This is a genomic window from Mycobacterium sp. NPDC004974 (assembly GCF_053600815.1).
Map to the genome: position 1 here is coordinate 1 of NZ_JBSGAQ010000001.1, position 17,728 is coordinate 17,728.

The 17,728-nt window shown below is 65.6% G+C and carries 16 protein-coding genes; 8 read left to right on the plus strand and 8 right to left on the minus strand.

Annotation, left to right across the window (positions count from 1 at the left end; genetic code table 11):
- Nucleotides 1-188, minus strand: a 188-nt coding sequence (locus ACWEFV_RS00005; RefSeq protein WP_450068622.1) for a Zn-ribbon domain-containing OB-fold protein, incomplete at its 3' end; no start/stop codon positions are given.
- A 29-nt stretch (nt 189-217) separates the two neighbouring features.
- Between ACWEFV_RS00005 and ACWEFV_RS00010 the strand changes: the two genes are divergently transcribed.
- Complete coding sequence (locus tag ACWEFV_RS00010; RefSeq protein WP_450068623.1) at nt 218-2,440, plus strand: molybdopterin-containing oxidoreductase family protein; 2,223 nt, start codon at nt 218-220, stop codon at nt 2,438-2,440.
- Nucleotides 2,441-2,543: 103 nt separating this feature from the next.
- Nucleotides 2,544-4,079 (plus strand): aldehyde dehydrogenase family protein, encoded by a 1,536-nt coding sequence (locus ACWEFV_RS00015; protein WP_450068624.1) that lies wholly within the window; start codon nt 2,544-2,546, stop codon nt 4,077-4,079.
- Here ACWEFV_RS00015 and ACWEFV_RS00020 read toward each other — a convergent pair.
- Nucleotides 4,073-4,717 carry an NADPH-dependent F420 reductase gene (locus tag ACWEFV_RS00020; RefSeq protein ID WP_450068625.1) on the minus strand — a complete coding sequence of 215 codons (645 nt, stop codon included), beginning with the start codon at nt 4,715-4,717 and terminating at the stop codon, nt 4,073-4,075. The two genes, ACWEFV_RS00015 and ACWEFV_RS00020, sit on opposite strands and share 7 nt — an antisense overlap.
- A 92-nt stretch (nt 4,718-4,809) precedes the next feature.
- Here ACWEFV_RS00020 and ACWEFV_RS00025 point away from each other — a divergent pair, with 92 nt between their 5' ends.
- On the plus strand, nt 4,810-5,151 hold the full coding sequence (locus ACWEFV_RS00025) for a winged helix-turn-helix transcriptional regulator (protein ID WP_450068626.1): 342 nt from the start codon (nt 4,810-4,812) through the stop codon (nt 5,149-5,151).
- Here the strand turns inward: ACWEFV_RS00025 and ACWEFV_RS00030 are convergent.
- The 3 genes from ACWEFV_RS00030 to ACWEFV_RS00040 all read right to left on the minus strand — a co-directional run bounded on the left by ACWEFV_RS00030 (nt 5,143) and on the right by ACWEFV_RS00040 (nt 7,943).
- Nucleotides 5,143-5,835 carry a TetR/AcrR family transcriptional regulator gene (locus tag ACWEFV_RS00030; RefSeq protein ID WP_135453458.1) on the minus strand — a complete coding sequence of 231 codons (693 nt, stop codon included), beginning with the start codon at nt 5,833-5,835 and terminating at the stop codon, nt 5,143-5,145. The genes ACWEFV_RS00025 and ACWEFV_RS00030 overlap by 9 nt on opposite strands.
- A gap of 11 nt (nt 5,836-5,846) precedes the next feature.
- The gene (locus ACWEFV_RS00035; RefSeq protein ID WP_450068627.1) at nt 5,847-7,067 is read right to left on the minus strand and encodes a cytochrome P450; all 1,221 of its coding nucleotides are present in this window, start codon (nt 7,065-7,067) and stop codon (nt 5,847-5,849) included.
- 90 nt (nt 7,068-7,157) lie between these two features.
- The gene (locus ACWEFV_RS00040) at nt 7,158-7,943 is read right to left on the minus strand and encodes an SDR family oxidoreductase (protein WP_450068628.1); all 786 of its coding nucleotides are present in this window, start codon (nt 7,941-7,943) and stop codon (nt 7,158-7,160) included.
- 159 nt (nt 7,944-8,102) lie between these two features.
- Here ACWEFV_RS00040 and ACWEFV_RS00045 point away from each other — a divergent pair, with 159 nt between their 5' ends.
- Complete coding sequence (locus ACWEFV_RS00045; protein WP_450068629.1) at nt 8,103-9,590, plus strand: aldehyde dehydrogenase family protein; 1,488 nt, start codon at nt 8,103-8,105, stop codon at nt 9,588-9,590.
- Here the strand turns inward: ACWEFV_RS00045 and ACWEFV_RS00050 are convergent.
- Genes ACWEFV_RS00050 through ACWEFV_RS00060 form a run of 3 tightly spaced genes read right to left on the minus strand, consistent with a single transcriptional unit; the run spans nt 9,574 to nt 12,879 of the window.
- Entirely contained in the window at nt 9,574-11,229 is a 1,656-nt protein-coding gene (locus ACWEFV_RS00050) for an acyl-CoA synthetase (RefSeq protein WP_450068630.1), read from the minus strand. The two genes, ACWEFV_RS00045 and ACWEFV_RS00050, sit on opposite strands and share 17 nt — an antisense overlap.
- Nucleotides 11,230-11,248: 19 nt before the next feature.
- Nucleotides 11,249-11,866, minus strand: a complete 618-nt coding sequence (locus ACWEFV_RS00055) for a cysteine hydrolase (protein WP_450068631.1) — start codon at nt 11,864-11,866, stop codon at nt 11,249-11,251.
- Nucleotides 11,863-12,879, minus strand: a complete 1,017-nt coding sequence (locus tag ACWEFV_RS00060; RefSeq protein WP_450068632.1) for a Rieske 2Fe-2S domain-containing protein — start codon at nt 12,877-12,879, stop codon at nt 11,863-11,865. The genes ACWEFV_RS00055 and ACWEFV_RS00060 overlap by 4 nt, the downstream gene beginning before the upstream one ends.
- 272 nt (nt 12,880-13,151) lie before the next feature.
- Between ACWEFV_RS00060 and ACWEFV_RS00065 the strand changes: the two genes are divergently transcribed.
- The 4 genes from ACWEFV_RS00065 to ACWEFV_RS00080 all read left to right on the plus strand — a co-directional run bounded on the left by ACWEFV_RS00065 (nt 13,152) and on the right by ACWEFV_RS00080 (nt 17,689).
- Nucleotides 13,152-14,357 (plus strand): cytochrome P450, encoded by a 1,206-nt coding sequence (locus tag ACWEFV_RS00065; protein ID WP_450068633.1) that lies wholly within the window; start codon nt 13,152-13,154, stop codon nt 14,355-14,357.
- A gap of 77 nt (nt 14,358-14,434) precedes the next feature.
- Entirely contained in the window at nt 14,435-14,869 is a 435-nt protein-coding gene (locus ACWEFV_RS00070; protein ID WP_135453465.1) for a nuclear transport factor 2 family protein, read from the plus strand.
- Nucleotides 14,870-15,056: 187 nt separating this feature from the next.
- On the plus strand, nt 15,057-16,076 hold the full coding sequence (locus ACWEFV_RS00075) for an NAD-dependent epimerase/dehydratase family protein (protein WP_450068634.1): 1,020 nt from the start codon (nt 15,057-15,059) through the stop codon (nt 16,074-16,076).
- A complete protein-coding gene (locus ACWEFV_RS00080; RefSeq protein ID WP_450068635.1) occupies nt 16,073-17,689 on the plus strand; it encodes a flavin-containing monooxygenase in 1,617 nt (538 codons plus the stop codon). The genes ACWEFV_RS00075 and ACWEFV_RS00080 overlap by 4 nt, the downstream gene beginning before the upstream one ends.
- Nucleotides 17,690-17,728 lie beyond the last annotated feature (39 nt).

A 17,728-nucleotide genomic window follows, 5' to 3' on the forward strand; every position in this document is an offset into this window, starting at 1 on the left:
TGGGTGGTCCAGGCGATGACGGTGCCGCGTCGGGGCAGCAGGGCTTGTTCGGTGTTGCCGCCGGAGCATTTGGGGCAGCGGGCCTGGGCGGGGAACGTGGTGGCCGTGCAGTCGGTGCAGCGGCTGCAGATCAGCTGGGGTTCGGCATCGGGCCAGGTCGAGATCTCCGGCGCGAGGGCCTTCTGCATGCGTCCGATTCCTCCGTGGTCGGCCAAAAATGTCTAGCAACTGTAACTCTTACAGTAACGTAGTCCAAGTGATCGAAGGCAAGGCTGAGTCCAAGGTGACGTTCTGCCGGATCTGCGAGCCGCTGTGCGGCATGATCGCGACGGTCGAGGACGGCAAGCTCGCCGCGCTGCGCCCGGACAAGGACCACCCGCTTTCGGCCGGATTCGCCTGCCAGAAAGGCATCGCGTTCACCGAGGTGGTCAACGACCCCGATCGGGTCACCATGCCGTTGAAGCGCACCGCGGACGGTTTCGAACCGGTGAGCTGGGATGCGGCGCTCGACGACATCGCGGCCAGGCTCACCGAGATCCACCGCCGCCACGGATCGGGTGCGCTCGCCTGGTACATGGGAAACCCGGCAGCCTTCAGCTACTCGCACCTGTTCGCCGCGATGGCGTTCGCCAAGGGCATCGGCGGCGACAGCCATTTCTTCAGCTCCTCGACTCAGGACACCAGCAGCCGGCTGCTGGCCAACCAGTTCCTCTACGGCGCCCCGTTCCCCGTGCCCATCCCGGACCTGATGCGGACCGACCTGCTGGTCATGTTCGGCGCGAATCCGGTGGTGTCCCACGGCAGTTTCCTGACCGCGCCCCGGATCAAGGACCGCATGCACGACATCGTCAAGCGCGGCGGACGGGTCGTGGTCGTCGATCCGCGGCGCAGCGAGACCGCCGCCCAGTTCGAATGGCTCGGGATCGTCCCGGATGCCGATTCCTACCTGCTGTTGTCGATCCTGCAGGTGCTGTTCGCCGAGGGGCTCGTCAGTGCGCGGGCCCGGACCCAGGCTGACGGGCTGGACTGGCTGGAGGCGCAATCGGCGCGGTTCAGCCCGGAGGCCACGCAACGGCACACCGGCATCGACCCAGACGCCGTGCGCACGTTGGCCCGCGACCTCGCCGCCACCGAACGGGCCGCCGTGTACGGCCGGCTCGGCACCTGCGTCGGCCGCAACGGAACCCTGACCACCTACCTCCTCGATGCGGTCAATCTCGTCGCGGGCAACCTGGACGCCCCGGGCGGCAGCGTGTTCAGCACACTTGGCATCCCCGGCCAGAAATGGGGATCGCTCGCGATGGGCGCCTCGCTGCGCCGTAGCTACCGGAACAAACGGACGCGGGTCGGTGACCTGCCGTTGGTCATCGGGGCGGAGCCTGCCGCATTCATGGCCAAGGAGATCACGACGCCGGGCCGGCGGCAGGTCAAGGCGATGTTCATCGGAGCCGGTAACCCGGTGCTGTCGGTCCCCAACGGCGCGGAACTAGAAGAAGCAATGGAATCGACGGACCTTTCGGTCGGACTGGACCTCTACGTCAACGAGACCACCGCACACTGCGACTACGTGCTGCCCGTGACGACGATGTACGAGCGTGACGACTTCGCGGTCACCTTCCAGATGTTCCAGGCCACGCCGTTCCGTCAGGCCACCGATGCGGTGGTGGCACCGCGCGGCCAGGCCCGGACCGAATGGGACATCGTCGTCGACCTGATCAGCCGGATGGGCGTCCGCACACCGGTTTTCGTTGCGCTTCGGCTGGCGGCCACGCGGGCTGCGCGACGCGGGAAGCGGCTCAGTCCGCGGCCGATGATCGACGGAATGATCCGGATGGCCGACGGTGGTGACCGTTTCGGGCTGCGTCGCGGCGGGCTGACGTTCCGCCGCCTGGCCGAACAGTATCCACACGGTGTGGTGGTGGCACCGAACATCCGTACCGGCGTGCTCGGTGAGGTCGTGGTGTATCCGAAGGGGCGGATACGGCTCGCGCACGAGGACATCGCTTCTGAGATCACGGCGCTGTCGCGACGAGCCGAGCCCGACGGCTACCCGCTGCGCATGATCGGCATGCGGGAACCGCGCTCGGAGAACTCCTGGTTGCACAATTCACCGTTGCTCATGCGCGGCAAGAGGATTCATCGAGCGCTCATGCATACCGAGGACGCTGCGGCGCGCCACCTCGCGGACGGCGACGCGGTGCGGGTGCGTTCGCCCTACGGTCAGATCGACATTGCGCTCTCGCTCACCGACGACATCGTGCGTGGCACGGTCGCGATACCGCACGGCTGGGGGCACAAGGGGAGTGGTGGCTGGCGGATCGCCAACCAGGCGGGCGGGGCCAACGTCAACCAGCTGATGTCGAGTGATCCCGCCGACGTCGAGGCATTGGCCGGCATGTCCTGGCTGACGGGCGTGCCAGTGCAGGTGGAAGCCTGCTGACCTACCGCGAAACTGTGTTCCAGCAGGCCGGTACTCGAACTTTCTCGGCTGGAATGCGGTTTCGGCGATTGGGTGCATTACTGTAAGTGTTACAGTTGTGCGCGTGAGCGAAGTCGTCGACCAGGCCGCTACCAGTGTGGACATCGGCGCCCGCGCCGGCGCCCGGGCCGAGAAACGCATGCTGATCGACGGTGCGTTGGTCGCCGCGGCGTCCGGTGCTGAATTCGACAATCTCAGCCCTGCCACGGGCCTGGTTCTGGGGCAGACCGCGGCCGCCGGTCCCGAGGACATGGATCGGGCGATCGGGGCGGCCCGGTGCGCGTTCGACGATTCCGACTGGAGCACCAATCGTGAGCTGCGTCAGCGCGTGCTGGCCCAACTGCAGGAGGCGATCGAATCCGAAAAAGATGACCTGCGTGAGGAGTTGATCGCCGAGGTGGGGTGCCCGGTGATGACGACGGAGAATGCCCAGCTGGACTGGCCGCTGGCCGACGCGCTGCGGTACCCGGCCCGGCTGATCGACGAGTTCGAGTGGGAACGCACGCTCGACGGCGGTGGGCTGTTCGGTGAGCGCAACGCCCGCACCGTGGTCAAGGAGGCGGTCGGTGTGGTCGCAGCGATCACCCCGTCGAATTTCCCCATCGAGGTGATCCTCAACAAGCTCGGGCCCGCGCTGGCCGCCGGCAACACCGTAGTGCTCAAACCCGATCCGCACACGCCGTGGAATGCCACCCGGCTGGGCCGCTTGATCGCGGAGCGCACCGATATGCCGCCCGGCGTGGTCAATGTGGTGCCCACGCCGTCCAACGAGGTGGCCGGGCAGTTGGGCACCGACCCGCGTGTCGACATGGTGTCGTTCACCGGGTCGACGGCCGTCGGCAGGCACCTGATGCGGGTGGGCGCCGACACCATGAAGCGCACTTTCCTGGAGCTCGGCGGCAAGTCGGCGATGATCGTGCTCGACGACGCGAAGCCCGGCCACATCATCCCCGGTGCGATCGGAGCCTGTGTGCACGCCGGCCAGGCGTGTGCGGCCAATACCCGGATGCTGGTGCACCGCAGCCTGTTCGATGAGGCGGTCGCCAATGTGACGATGGCGTTCGGTGCGGTGCCCGTTGGCGATCCCGCACTGCCGACCACCCTGGTCGGCCCGCTGATCAGTGCGGCGCAGAAGCAGCGCGTGCTCGGTGCCATCGCCGGCGCCCGCCGCGACGGCGCCGACATCGTGGTGGGCGGTGGTGAGGTCGCCGGGTTGGCCGATCATCTGCGCGACGGGCACTTCGTCGCACCCACCGTCATCGTCGGGGCCGATCCGGGATCGTCCATCGCGCAGGACGAGGTGTTCGGACCCGTGTTGGTGATGATCCCGTTCGACGATGACGACGAGGCGGTGCGGATCGCCAACGACAGCGCATTCGGCTTGGCAGGAGCGGTGCTGTCGGCATCGTCCGAGCGGGCGATGGGCATCGCGCGGCGCATCCGCACCGGGGCCATCGGCGTGAACGGTGGCATGTACTACGGAGCCGATGCACCCTTCGGCGGATACAAGAACAGCGGTGTCGGAAGGCAGTGCGGCATAGAGGGGTTCGCGCAGTACACCGAGACCAAGACGATCGGCTGGCGGCTGCCCCGTCAATGACCGACGGGGCTGTCCACATCCGGAACCGTCAGGCGCGGGTTTGCTCCGGCCGCCACGACGCGCATCACGAATGCCGCGGCTTCTTCGGCCTGCCGGGCAGCATCGAGTCCGCCGAGAATCGCCGTGCGCGCCCCCAGATCGGCGATCAACTTCTCGCTCTCCCGCAACGCGGTGGCGTCGTCACCACAGATTGCGACCACGGGAGACATGCTTCGTTCCCCGGTGAAAGGCCATGAGACGCCCGCGAACAGATGCAGCGCTTTGACCACGTGGGCGCCGACGGCAAGCTGGGCGACCAGTTCGGCAGCTGACCCGGATTCCGGATGCAGGCGTCCGCTGCGGTAATCCACCGGATTGGTGCAGTCGACGACGGTTTTACCCGACAACGCCGCGGTCGGGCCGCCGACGAGCGTCAGTGCGTCTGCCAACCCGTCCCAGGCGATCGCGACCACGATGACGTCGGCCAGGCCGGCCAGGTCGGAGGGGGCGACGGGCCTTGCGGCGGGGCCGATCTGCGTTGCCGCGGCGTTCGTATGGTCGGGGTTACGTCCCGTGACCACAATGGCATGCCCTGTGCCGGCCCACGCCTTTCCGAGTGCGACCGCCAGGTTCCCGGTACCCAAAAGTCCGATGACCACGTTTCTCTCCTTCGCCGAGTAGTTGTCGTCGTGGCGACGCTAGAGGGCCGGTTCCTACCGATCGGTGTGCTGCGCAGTGGGATACTGGCCCGGTGATCGACGGGAATTGCCAGTCGTTTGTTTCGGACTGTCACGTACGTGCTGCTGTCGCACTCATCAACCACACTTGGGACCCTGTCGTCCTGTCCGCACTGCGACTCGGCCCAACCCGCCGCAGCCTCCTGCTGCACCGAATCTCCGGCATCAGCGACAAGGTTCTGACCGAATCGCTGCGCCGTTTGAAGTCGCGTGGCCTGATTGCGCGGACGGTTGACGATTCACGATGCGAGGCAGCCGTTTACGAACTCACCGAGTTGGGCACTTCATTCGCATGTGGGCCGCTGGCACACCTCGCCCGGTGGGCGGCGGAGAATCAGGCCGAGCTGTCAGCGTGACAAGAACGCCTCGCCCCGGTCGAGGATGCTGTCGAGGATGTGGTCGAAGTTGCCGTCGTCGGCCATGCCGATTCGGTAGCCACGCCCGGGGATCGACGCGATCAGTGGCATCGCGTCGGCGTCGAGTACCTGTTCCCAGTACTCGCGGGGGAACTGGTCCTCGGCGGTGCGGCTCTGCAAGCGCTGTAGCACAGCGGAACTGCGTACCAGCACGGAGATGGCCGTATAGGTGTCGAAGGCCTGTTTGGCAGTGAGTCCGGCCGCCACCAGTGCGGCCACCGGCTGCTCGATCTTCTCCAACGCGGTGCGGGCCGCCGGTACGCCCCGGGTGCCGCGAATCAGGATGAGGTCGCACATGATCGGGTTCTCGGTGAACATCGCGCGCATGCGGTGGGCATGGGCGCGCAGGGACTCGCGCCAGGTGGCGGCGTCGATGGACAGCACACTGAGGTCATAATCGCGCAGGACGCGCTCGGTCATCGCGTCGAGCAGCTGATCTTTGCGGCGAAAATACCAGTAGATGCTCGTGACGCCGACATCGAGATGACGGGCCAGCTGCGGCATGCTGAGGTTGTCGATCGACACCTCGTCGGCGATTTCAAATGCGCCGCGCAGGATTTCGTCGACGCTGATCGACCCGCGTTCGCGGCGCTGGCGACCACTGGTGTTCGCGGGCCTGACCATTGCATCGTCCTTCAGCGGATCGGGTCGAACGTGACGGGTATGGCGGTGGGGGAGCGGAACGGCTGACCGAAGATGTGCGGGTCGTCCTCGGTGACCAGTTGAAGGTTGCGTACCCGGCCGAGCAGGCTCTCCATGGCCACCCGGGTTTCCATCCGGGCCAGGTGCAGCCCCATGCAGGTGTGCTCGCCGGCGGCAAAGGTGATGTGCGGTAACCGTTTCCGGAAGATGTCGAATTCCTCGGGCCGTTCCCAGCGGTTCTCGTCGCGGTTGGCCGACCCCATGCAGACGTCGATCACCGCGCCGGCCGGCAGCGCCACACCGTCAAGCTCGGTGTCCCGGGTGGCCGAGCGTTGCACGGTGGTGAGTGGTGTTTCGTAGCGCAAGGCCTCTTCGATGGCCTGGCCGACCAGCTCATGGTCGGCCTGTACCGCGGCGAACTGATCAGGGTGGGTGAGCAGCAGGTAGATCAGATTGCCCGAGGACCGGTAGGTGGTCTCCAGCCCGGCCGGCAAGAGCAACCGCAGGAACGAATAGATGGCCTCGTCGGTCAGCTTCTCCCCGTCGATCTCGGCGGTGACGAGGTCGCCGATGATGTCGTCGGTGGGGCGGGAGCGGCGCAGGTCGATTTGGCCGAGGAAATAGTCTTTCAACGCCGCAGATGCCTCGAAGGCGCGTTTGTACTTCACCGTGTAGCTGATCAGTTCGACGGCCCGTTGCCGGAACCAGGGCAGGTCCTCCTCGGGCAGGCCGAGCAGCTTGGAGATCACCCGGGTGGGGAATTCGAAGGTGAAGTCGCGCACCAGATCGGCGGTACCGGCTTCGATGAACTCGTCGACCAGGGCCTCGCAGATGGGGCGGACGATCTCGGGTTCCCAGCGTTGCAGCGAGCGCGACTTGAAGGCGGCCGAGACCAGGTTGCGGTGGTCGCGGTGGGTCTTGCCCTCCATGGCCAGGATGGTGGGCCCGATGAACAGCCCGATGGTGTTGTCGTAGATCTTCGAATTGAACGACTTGCCGTCGCGGAACACGGCGTTGACCGCGTCGAAGGACACCGCGGCGAATTGGTGTTCTGGCAGTAGGGATTCCGGCGTCTTGGACCAGTCCATCACCGAGCCACGGAAGACCCCGTGCTGGGCGCGGTGCCGCGCGAAGATCGGGTACGGGTCGCGCAGCAGGGTGGCTGTGTCGTCGACCGACTCGTCGACGGTCAGATCCTGCACTTCACTCTCCACAGCTCACCCCCACCGTCCGCAACGGATCCACGACGCTGATGAATATTACTGTAAATCTTACAGTAACGGAATCTGTGCGGTTCTGAGCGGTCAGAGGGGGATCGGGGCCCCATTGCTCATCGAGGCGATGAAGCCTGCGTCGACCTGGATGTCCTGGCCGTTGATCCAACGCGCCTCGGGGGAGGCCAGGAAGGCGATCAGCGGAACCACGTCGTCCACGGTGGCGTGCCGACCCACCGTGGCCCGCACCAGGTCGAGGACGTCCTTGCCCATGGTCTGTTCGAAATCGGTCAGAATCGGCGTCTCGACGGGACCCGGGCTGACGGTGTTGACGCGTACCCCGTACTTGGTCCAAGCCGGCCCCGCCACCCGCTTGACGAACAGAATCGCGGCTTGTTTGGAGGTGGTGTACACCGGGAAGTCCGGATCTTGTCCGGCCTGCCATTGCGCCACCGCGTCTCCATCGGTGAGCTCGAGCAGGCCATCGAGGATGTCGAGGCGTTGTTGCCAACCCAGGGCCGCGGTCGATGCCACCGTGACGATCGAGCCGCCGTGGCGCAGCAGCGGCAACATGCCCTCGGCCATCAGCCGCATCCCGAGATAGTTGACCTTGAGGACGTCGGCCGCCGGTGCGGTGCCCGGAACCCCCGCGACGTGCGCGAGCATGTCCCAGCCGTCCCCGATCTCGCTCAACAGCCGGGCGACGTCACCCGCATCCCGTAGGTCGCAGGTCGCGTGCTCCGACGCCGGCGTCTCACTTGTGCGCAGATCGACGGCGAGCACGTGGTCGCCGCGTTCGTGGAAATGCGCCGCGGTGGCTGCGCCGATCCCGGATCCGGCTCCGACGACGACGATTCTGCGTGCGGTTTCCGACATGCGCCGACCTCTCACTGAATGAACGACAGTAAGCATGACTGTAAACAATTCCGTCCGCCCGGACAATTGCCTACGACCTGCGGGGGCAGTGCTACCGTTAGCCTCCCCGGACAGATCTCCGGAGTGAAATGTCGTGTGCCTGGCGAGGAGACGGATTCGATGAGCGCGATCGAGGAGCGTGCGGCGGTGCGGCCGCAGCGCGACGGTCTGGATGAGCTGCTGGCTGCCCAGCGCCGGTCCTTCATCGCCGACGGCCCGCCCGATGTCGCGCTGCGCCGCAACCGCATTGATCGGCTGTTGGCCATGGTCCTGGACAACTCCGAGGATTTCGTCGCGGCCACGGCGGCCGACTACGGATCGCGGTCGCGGTCGGCGGCATTCCTCTCCGAGATCATGGGCATGCTCTCGGTCATCGAGCACACCAGGTCGCATATCCCGCAATGGATGCGCGCCACGAAGCTGATGCGGGCCGCGCGATTCGCGGGCCTGCGCGCCGAGGTGCTGCCGAGCCCGCTGGGCGTGGTCGGGGTGATCGGTCCGTGGAACTTCCCGATCCAGCTGACGGTGCTACCCGCGGCAGCGGCATTCGCAGCGGGTAACCGGGTGATGATCAAGATGTCCGAGGTCACCCCGCGCACCGCGGAGTTGATGGCGGCGACCGCGCCGAAGTACTTCGACGCCACTGAATTACAGGTCGTGACCGGCGGTCCGGATGTGGCTGCCGAGTTCGCCGGCCTGCCGTTCGACCACCTGTTCTTCACCGGCTCGCCCTCGATCGGTGCGCTGGTCGCCCGCGCGGCCTCGGAAAACCTGGTTCCGGTGACGTTGGAGCTGGGCGGCAAGAATCCGGTGGTGGTTTCCCCGGAGGCTGACATCGAACGGGCGGCGAGCCGAATCGCCCAGGCACGCATGGTCAATGGTGGGCAGGTCTGCGTCTGTCCCGACTACGTCTTCGTCCCCGATGCTCAGGTGGACCGGTTCGTCACGGTGGCGCGCAAGACACTGACCAATCTGTTTCCCACCATCGTCGACAATCCCGATTACTGCTCCTCGGTGAACGAGGCCAACTTCGACCGGGTGGTCGGCCTGATCGCCGACGCCCGCGCCCATGGGGCTCGCATCGACTCCGTCGTGCCGGCGGGGGAGGTGCTGCCCGATCCGGGCTCGCGCAAGATCGCCCCGACCATCGTGCGTGACGTCGACGATCGGATGCGGATCGCGGGCGAGGAGGTGTTCGGACCGGTGCTGGTGGTCCGCGGCTACTCCGCGCTCACCGAGGCCATCGACCACGTCAACGCCAATCCCTCACCGTTGGTGGCGTACTGGTTCGGCCCCGACGACGCCGACTTCCGGAGCTTCGTCAGCCACACCCGTAGCGGTGGGGTGGCCCGCAATGACTTTGCCGCGCACATGATTCCGTCGGACGCCCCATTCGGTGGCGTCGGGCGCAGCGGGACCGGCGCCTACCACGGCAAGGCCGGCTTCGATACGTTCAGTCACTACCGCTCTGTGGTGGGCAGTGACCTGCCGTTCAGCGTCACCGGCCAAGCGGCCAGGCCGTTCACCGCCTCGATGCGGGTCACCACCGACCTCGCGCTGCGGCGGGCCCGGAGCCGAACCGCCGCCCGGCTCAAGAAGTTTCGCTGACCGCCTGCTCGCGGGCCCATCGGTAGTCAGCCTTGCCGGCCGGGCTGCGCTCGATGACCGGGCGAAACACCACGGCCTTGGGCAGCTTGTAGCGGGCGATGGAGGATTCGGCGTGCCGGATGAGCTCTTCGGCTTCCGCTGAGGCGCCATCGGCCAGCGCGACGATAGCCACCACTTCCTGGCCCCAGCGTTCACTGGGCCGGCCGGTGACCACCACATCCCGCACCGCCGGATGTGAGGCGATCGCGGATTCGACCTCCTCGGCAAAGATCTTCTCCCCACCGGAATTGATCGTCGCCGAGTCACGGCCGAGCAACTCGATCGCGCCACTGTCGAGATGGCGGGCGCGGTCACCGGGTGTCGCATAGCGCACGCCGTCGATCACAGGGAAGGTCGCCGCCGTCTTGGTCGCGTCGCCCTTGTATCCCAGCGGCACGAACCCGCGCTGTGCCAGCCAGCCCAGCCCGTCGTGTCCCGCAGACAAGACCGCGGTGAAATCCTCGGCAACCACGCAGGTATCGGGTCCGGCGTTGAAGGTTCCTGTCGACACCGCACCCGGGGCCGACATGTGGCTCATCTGAGCGCCGGTTTCCGATGACCCCACCCCGTCGACAACGATGAGGTTGGACTTGGCGTCGATGAGTTGTTGTTTGACGTACGGGGTCAATTGCGCCCCACCGTTGGCCACGACGGACAGTGAGGACACATCCACGGTGCCGTCCCGCAGGCCGGTCTTGATCGCATCAAGGAGCGGACGCGCCATGGCGTCACCCACCACTGTGGCCACCAGCACCTGCTCGCGTTCGATGGTGCGGACCACGTCGTCAGCATCGAAACGGTCGACCACACTGGGGAATACGACGGTTTGGCCGGTCGTCAGCGCCGTCATCGCACCCCATTGGGCGGCGCCGTGAATCAGCGGCGGGAGGATGAGCAGCTTCGTGCCCGGGTTGTCGACCGCACGCCCCACGATCTCCTCGACGGACTGTGCCTTCTCACCGGTCATCATGTTGCGGCCGCCGAACGCGGTCATGAAGATGTCGTGCTGCCGCCACAACACTCCCTTGGGCATGCCGGTGGTACCGCCGGTGTATAGCACGTAGAGATCGTCGGGGCTGGGCTCAACCGGGGGTGCCGTCAGCGTCGGGGAGCCGACGATCGACTCGTAATCCACTGCGCCGTAGAGCAGTTCATTGCCAGAGTCGTCAGCGATCTGGATCAGAACCCGCAGTGCCGGCAGATCTCCGAGAATCTCGGCGACCCGCGGTGCGAACGCGGCGTGGTACACGAGCGCAGAGGCGCCGGAATCGGCCAGCAGATACTGCAATTCGTTCTTGACGTAGCGGTAGTTGACGTTGAACGGGGCGACGCGGGCGCGGAAGGAACCGAGCAGGGATTCGACGAACTCGGGACCGTTGTAGGCGTAGATGCCCAGCAGGTCCTGACCCACCTCGTGGCCGGCCAGCTCACTGCGTTCGGTCCGTGCACCCAGCCCGCGCGAATGCAGATACGCCGCCAGCCGATTCGACCGGTCCACGATCTGGCGGTAGGTATAGCGGCGGTCGCCCTGGACGATCAGTGGGCGGTCTCCGAGGGCGGTGGCGACGGCCTCAGCGACAGCCGGAACGGTGAACTGCACGAGTGCTCCTCTTGGGCGGTCAGCGCTGCCAGGCGTGCAGCAGGTTGTCTGTGGTGGTGATGGTGGCGAGCAAGGACAGTGTGTTGTCGATGACGGCGTCGGAGTAGGCCGTCGGAATACCGGCTACTGCGTCGCGGGGCAGCACCACCCGGTACCCGGCGTTGACCGCGTCCATCACCAGGTTGGTGATCGCGATGTTCACCGAGACGCCGACAGCCACGATGGTGCGTACCCCGAGGTTGCGCAGGATCGCGTCCAGGTCGGTGCCGCCCATCGGCCCCAGGCCGTGCCAGCGGGACAGTACGAGATCGTCTGGCTCCGGGCCGAATTCGGGCAGCAGCGTGGCGCCGGCGCTGCTGGGCAGGATGCCGACGTCATTGCGGCCGATGGCGAAGATCTTGGCGTTGTGGTTGGAACCCAGTCCGTCCGGACGTCGCTGCACCAGACAATGCACCACCCGGGCCGAGGCGGCCCGCGCCGCCGGCAGCAGCCTGGCGATATTGGGCAGCGCTTCCCGGCGGGCCTCGTCGGCCAGTGCGGCCAGCCCGGCGTCGGGACCGACCACGGCGCCCTGGCATTCCTGGGTGACGATCGCGGTGTGCTCGGGCGTGACCAGTTCGGCCAGGTCGGGCCTCATGAGACGGTGACTGCGTTCTCCACGGGCGGGACCTCGTAGAACTGGGTCGCCCACTTACGCATGGCCATATACGGTTTCGCGTCGATCTTGGCCAGCGGCGGATGCTCGACGTACTTCTGGTAGCGCCAGATGTCGCAGTCCTCCCACACGGTTTTGAGGAACTGTTTCTCGACCTGCTTGCGCACCGCGTCGGGCGGGATGTCGGACGTCTCGCCCGCGAGTTTGGGCCACCAGATCGAATAGAACATGTCCGACACTTCGTCGTCGACCGGGGTGCAGGCGAAGATCAAGCGGTGGTTGGACGAGCCCTCGAAGGCGCTCATGGCGAAGCCGAGGCCGGAGAAGTGGCTGTGAATCCGCAGTGCCATCTTGTTCGGATCGTCACTGCGGGCGTCGGGCCAGCCTGTCAGGAACCGCCACTCCTCGTCGACATGCTCCCAGTGCAGACATACCGGCGTCACGGTGGCGCCGTGGACGTAGCGGAAATGTGAACTGTCCGGGCCGTTCTCGGCCACGATCTGCGGGTGGACCGGGATCGCGTCGGCCCGGCTGGAGAACTCCGGGTAGGGCCGGTAGTACGCATTCGGATCGGTTTCGAACTGGGGAAACTTGTGAAAGATGTCGGGCAGTTCCCACTGCGGTTCCGAGCCGGCGGGCTGGTACCACATGAAGATGCAGCCGTACTGCTCCTTGACCGGGTAGGAACGCAGCCGCAGGCCGCGGTTGGGCTTGTCCGGCTGATACGGGATGTAGGTGTTGTTGCCTTCGGGGCCCCAGCGCCAGCCGTGGAACGGGCACTCGACGCAGTCCCCGACGACCTTGCCGCCGTGGCCGATGTGGGCGCCCAGGTGCTTGCAGTGCGCCTCCAGTACGCGCAGCTCGCCGGACTCGTCGCGATAGGCGGCGAGATCTTCGCCGAAGTACTTGAGCGCTTTGACATCGCCGACCGCGTACTCAGCCGACCATCCGATCATGAACCAGCCGGTTACCTTCCAGGTGAACGGCACTTTCATGGCCAGCTGCCTCCCTGCTTCACGCCTCTCACAACAAGTACGGAAGACATTACAGTAGTGGTTACCGCATAGATAGTGGGCAAATCGCGGTCGCGAACCGGCGTGGGAGCGTTCGGTCGGGTAGGGCCCGTGGGCGGGTTGTTGATTCTACTGAATAGCTTACGGTAGCGTTTACAAAAAGTAAGACTGGCCGATCCCCGATCTGGACGGGTGAGCTGGTCAGGGGTATGTCGCGGACCGTGACTCGTCACAGAGTCGGAAGAGGATTATCGATGACTGCGGCCACGGTGGTGTTCGACCCGTTCTCCGAGGACTTCTTCAACAGTCCCTACGAGATGTACCGCCAGATGCGCATGCACGCACCGGTCTACTACAGCGAGCGGTATGACTTCTACGCGCTGACGCGTCATGAGGATGTCGCCGCGGCGTTCAAGGACTACGAGACCTACTCCTCGGCCTACGGTGTCGACCTCGCTCAAGTTAGCAAAGGTGATGTCACCGAGCACGGTTCGATCATCGCCATGGATCCACCGGCGCACCGGAGGATGCGCAGTCTGCTCAACAAGGTCTTCACACCGCGCGCTATCCAGTCCCAGCGGGACTTGGTGAACGGACTGGTCGACAAACACCTTTCGGCCGTGGACCCAGCAGGTTTCGACTTCGTCCAGGACTTCGCAGCCCTTTTTCCCGTCGATGTGATGACCACGCTGCAGGGCGTCCCCGACCAAGATCGCCAGCAGGTGCGGCTGTGGATCGACGACCTGCTTCACCGGGACGCGGGACAGATCGAGATGAGTGCGGCTGGGGTGGAGTCCGCCGTCAACATGGCCGTCTATTACTACCGGCTGATCAAGAAGCGTCGCGAGGATCTCGGCGAGGACTTGCTCAGCAAGCTGATCGAATCCGAGATCGAACGGGACGACGGTGAGATGTCCCCGCTGACGAACATCGAAATCACCGAATTCGCCACGCTGCTCGGCGGTGCCGGTGCCGAGACGGTGACCAAGCTGCTCGGCAATGCGGCAGTGGTCTTTGCTCAGTTTCCGTACCAGTGGCAGAAGCTGCTCGAGGACCGTAGCAAGGTGCCGGCGGCGGTCGAGGAACTGCTGCGCTACGAGGCGCCGGCGCAGTACAACGTGCGCCGCTCGATGCGCGAGGTCGAATTGCACGGGGTGACGATTCCGGCCGGCAAGCCGGTGTTCCTGGTGGGCGGTTCTGCCAACCGGGATCCTGAAGCGTGGACCGAGCCGGACCGGTTCGACATCGACCGCGATCGATCGCAGGCGCAGAATCTCGGGCTGGGCTACGGAATTCACAGCTGCCTGGGTGCGGCGTTGGCGCGTCTGGAAAGCGTGATCGCACTGGACAAGATGCTGGACTTCATGCCGCGCTACGAAGTGGATTACGACGCCTGCAAGCGGGTGAACATGCAGAACGTCGCGGGCTGGAGCAACGTACCGGTGCGCCTGTTGGACTGAGTGGCGAAGCTGCCGGCCGGCATCGCAACTGAGGTGCTTACCGTATAGTTCGCCGTAGTCGACCAGGAGGTGACCCGTTGTCCGACGACATCGAAGCGATCAAGCAGCTCAAGGCCCGTTACTGCCGGTTCCTGGACACCAAGGACATCGATGCCTGGCGCGCGTTGTTCGTCGACGACGTTGTGGTGAAGCTCGACATGGCTGTCTCGACCGGTGGGGCCGATCCGCAGACGGCCCCACCGCTGAACAGCTTCGACGAGTTTTTCCCGGTGGTCTGGGGCGGTGTCGAGAACGCGGCGACGGTGCACCACTGTCACACTCCGGAGATCATGCTGACCTCCGATACCACCGCGACGGGTATCTGGGCGATGGAGGACATGTTGTACTTCCCCGATGGCAGCGAGCTGCACGGCGCCGGTCATTACCACGAGACTTACGAAAAGCGCGACGGGACATGGCAGATCACGAGCCTGCACCTGACCCGGACCCTGTTGAAGTTCAAGACCGCCTAGTCGGCTGAGCTGCCCGCGCGCGTAGCGCTGTGGCGAAAAATCAGGGTGCTCACCGCCGCAGCGCTACAAACGTGATTCCGAGATGCCGTGTCTTGCGGCAAGATCCATCGATCTCATCGTTTTCGAGGCGCTACTGAAAGCGTTACCGTAACATCCATCGTTGGCCGTCAACTGGGATGGAGTAGCGATGGATCGCCGGCGAAAAGTACTCGTCATGGGCGCAAGCGGAAATGTAGGAGCCTGTGTCACCCGTCAACTCGTCGAGCGGGGCGACGACGTGCGGGTGCTGCTGCGGCGGAGTAGTTCGACCAAGGGAATCGACGGTCTCGACGTTGAACGGTGTTACGGCGATATCTTCGACACCGATGCGGTGGCGGCGGCGATGGCCGGCCGGGACGTGGTGTTCTATTGCGTCGTCGACACCCGCGCCCACCTGGCCGACCCAGCACCACTGTTCTCCACCAACGTCGAGGGCCTGCGGAATGTCCTCGACGTCGCGGCGAATGCCGACCTGCAGCGGTTCGTCTTTCTCAGCACCATCGGGACGATCGCCGTCGGTGACGACGGCGCGACCGTCGATGAGGACACCCCGTTCAACTGGGCCGGCAAGGGCGGGCCGTACATCGAATCCCGACGCCAGGCCGAACGCCTGGTGCTGTCCTACGCCAGGGAACGCGGACTGCCCGCTGTGGCGATGTGCGTGTCCAACCCGTACGGACCGCCGGACTGGCAGCCGAGACAGGGTGCGCTCGTCGCGATGGCTGCGTTCGGCAAGTTGCCCGTGTATGTGCGCGGCGTCGGCTCGGAGGTGGTTGGCATAGACGACGCAGCCGATGCGCTCGTCCGGGCCGCCGAGCACGGCCGGATCGGTGAACGCTACATCGTGTCCGAGGGCTATATGTCTCAGCGGGAGATGTTCACCACCGCCGCGGAGGCAGTGGGCGCGCGACCACCGCGATTCGGAATCCCGATGGCCCCGTTGTATGTCTTCGGATGGTTTGCCGGCATGTCGAATCGGTTGTTCGGCACCGACTTTCCGATGAACCTCACGGCCGCGCGGCTGATGTGGCTGACCTCGCCGGCCGACCATGGCAAGGCCACTCGCGATCTGGGCTGGAAACCGGCACCCACCGCCGAATCGATCGGCCGGGCCGCGCAGTTCTACATCGACCGCAAGAGCCGCAACGAGAAGGTCATCGACTTGTGAGCGATACCGATTTCGATGCGATCGTCGTGGGTGCAGGATTCTCCGGCTTGTACGCGCTGCACCGGCTGCGCGAGCAGGGCCTGCGGGTGCGGGTTCTGGAGAAGGCCGAGGCCGTCGGCGGCACCTGGCTGGTCAATCGGTATCCGGGTGCTCGCTGCGACATTGAGAGCATCGAATACTCCTACAGCTTCAGCGATGAGATCCAGCAGGAGTGGGTCTGGACCGAGACGATGCCCGCGCAACCCGAGATCGAGGCATATCTGAACTTCGTCGCCGACCGACTCGACCTGCGCCGTGATATCGCATTCGGTTCCGAGGTCGTGACGATGGCGTTCGACGAGGGCACCTCGCAATGGGCCGTCACCACCGCCGATGGTCAGACACTGCACACCCCTTTCGTGGTGGCCGCCACCGGAATCCTTTCGGTGCCACTGGAACCCGACATTCCCGGGATGTCCCGATTCACCGGCACGTCGTTGTTCACCAGCCGCTGGCCCCGCGAGGGTGTCGACCTCACCGGCAAGCGGGTCGGGGTGATCGGTACTGGCTCCACCGGTGTTCAGCTGATCCCGGTGGTGGCCGGGCAGTGCGAACACCTCACGGTGTTCCAGCGGTCCCCGGCGTTCACCCTGCCGTGGCAGGTCAGGTCTTTCGAACCCGGGGAACTCGACGCACTCAAGGCTGACTACGCGAGCATCCGGGCTGCGCAGCGGGAACATCCAGTCGGGGCGGCGCGGCTCAGTGCGTTCTCGGTGCTGCTGGAGATGCTGGTGCGGCCGCCGGTGAAATCGGCATCGCCCGAGGAGAAACGGCGCGCCGTCGAGGAGGACGGTGTCATGGGTGCGCTGAATTGGGGCGATGTCTTCTTCGACATCGACGCCAACCGGATGGCCACCGAGCTGTACGGACAGGCCGTGGCCCGCATCGTCACCGACCCGCACACGGCGGCGTCGCTCACGCCCAGCCACCCGTTTGCCTGCAAACGGCCGATCATCGATCAGGGCTACTACGAAACATATAACCGCGACAACGTCACCCTTGTCGACCTGCGCAAGGGTGCCATCCGTGAGGCGACGGCGACCGGGATTTCCACCGAGCAAGGCGATTTCGACCTCGACGTGATCGTGTATGCGACCGGGTTCGACGCCATGACCGGCGCGTTGAGCCGGATCGATGTGCGGGGCCGGGACGGAGTGGTGCTGGGGGAGTACTGGTCCAAGGAAGGCGCGCTGTCCTACCTGGGCTTGGCGGTGGCCGGGTTCCCGAATCTGTTCACGATTCAGGGACCGGGAAGTCCCTCGGCAGCAACGAATTTCGTGGCCGCCCTGGAGCAACACGTCGAGTGGATCGCGGACTGCATCGCGTACCTGAGAGCCGGTGGGTACTCGAGCATCGAGGCTGCGCGGCAGGCGCAGGCCGAATGGGTCGAGCACACCACGGCGCTCGTGGCGCCCACTGTGTTGGTGCACCCGAGCTGCAACTCCTGGTACAACGGCGGCAATGTGCCCGGCAAGAAGAGGATGTACCTCGGATACACCGCGGGCATACCCGAGTACCGTCGCCGCTGTGACGAGATCGCCGCTGACGGCTACCCGGGATTCATCATTGCTTAGGGCGACCCGGATAGCGTGGGAGCTCGGCGGCGTGGTGCC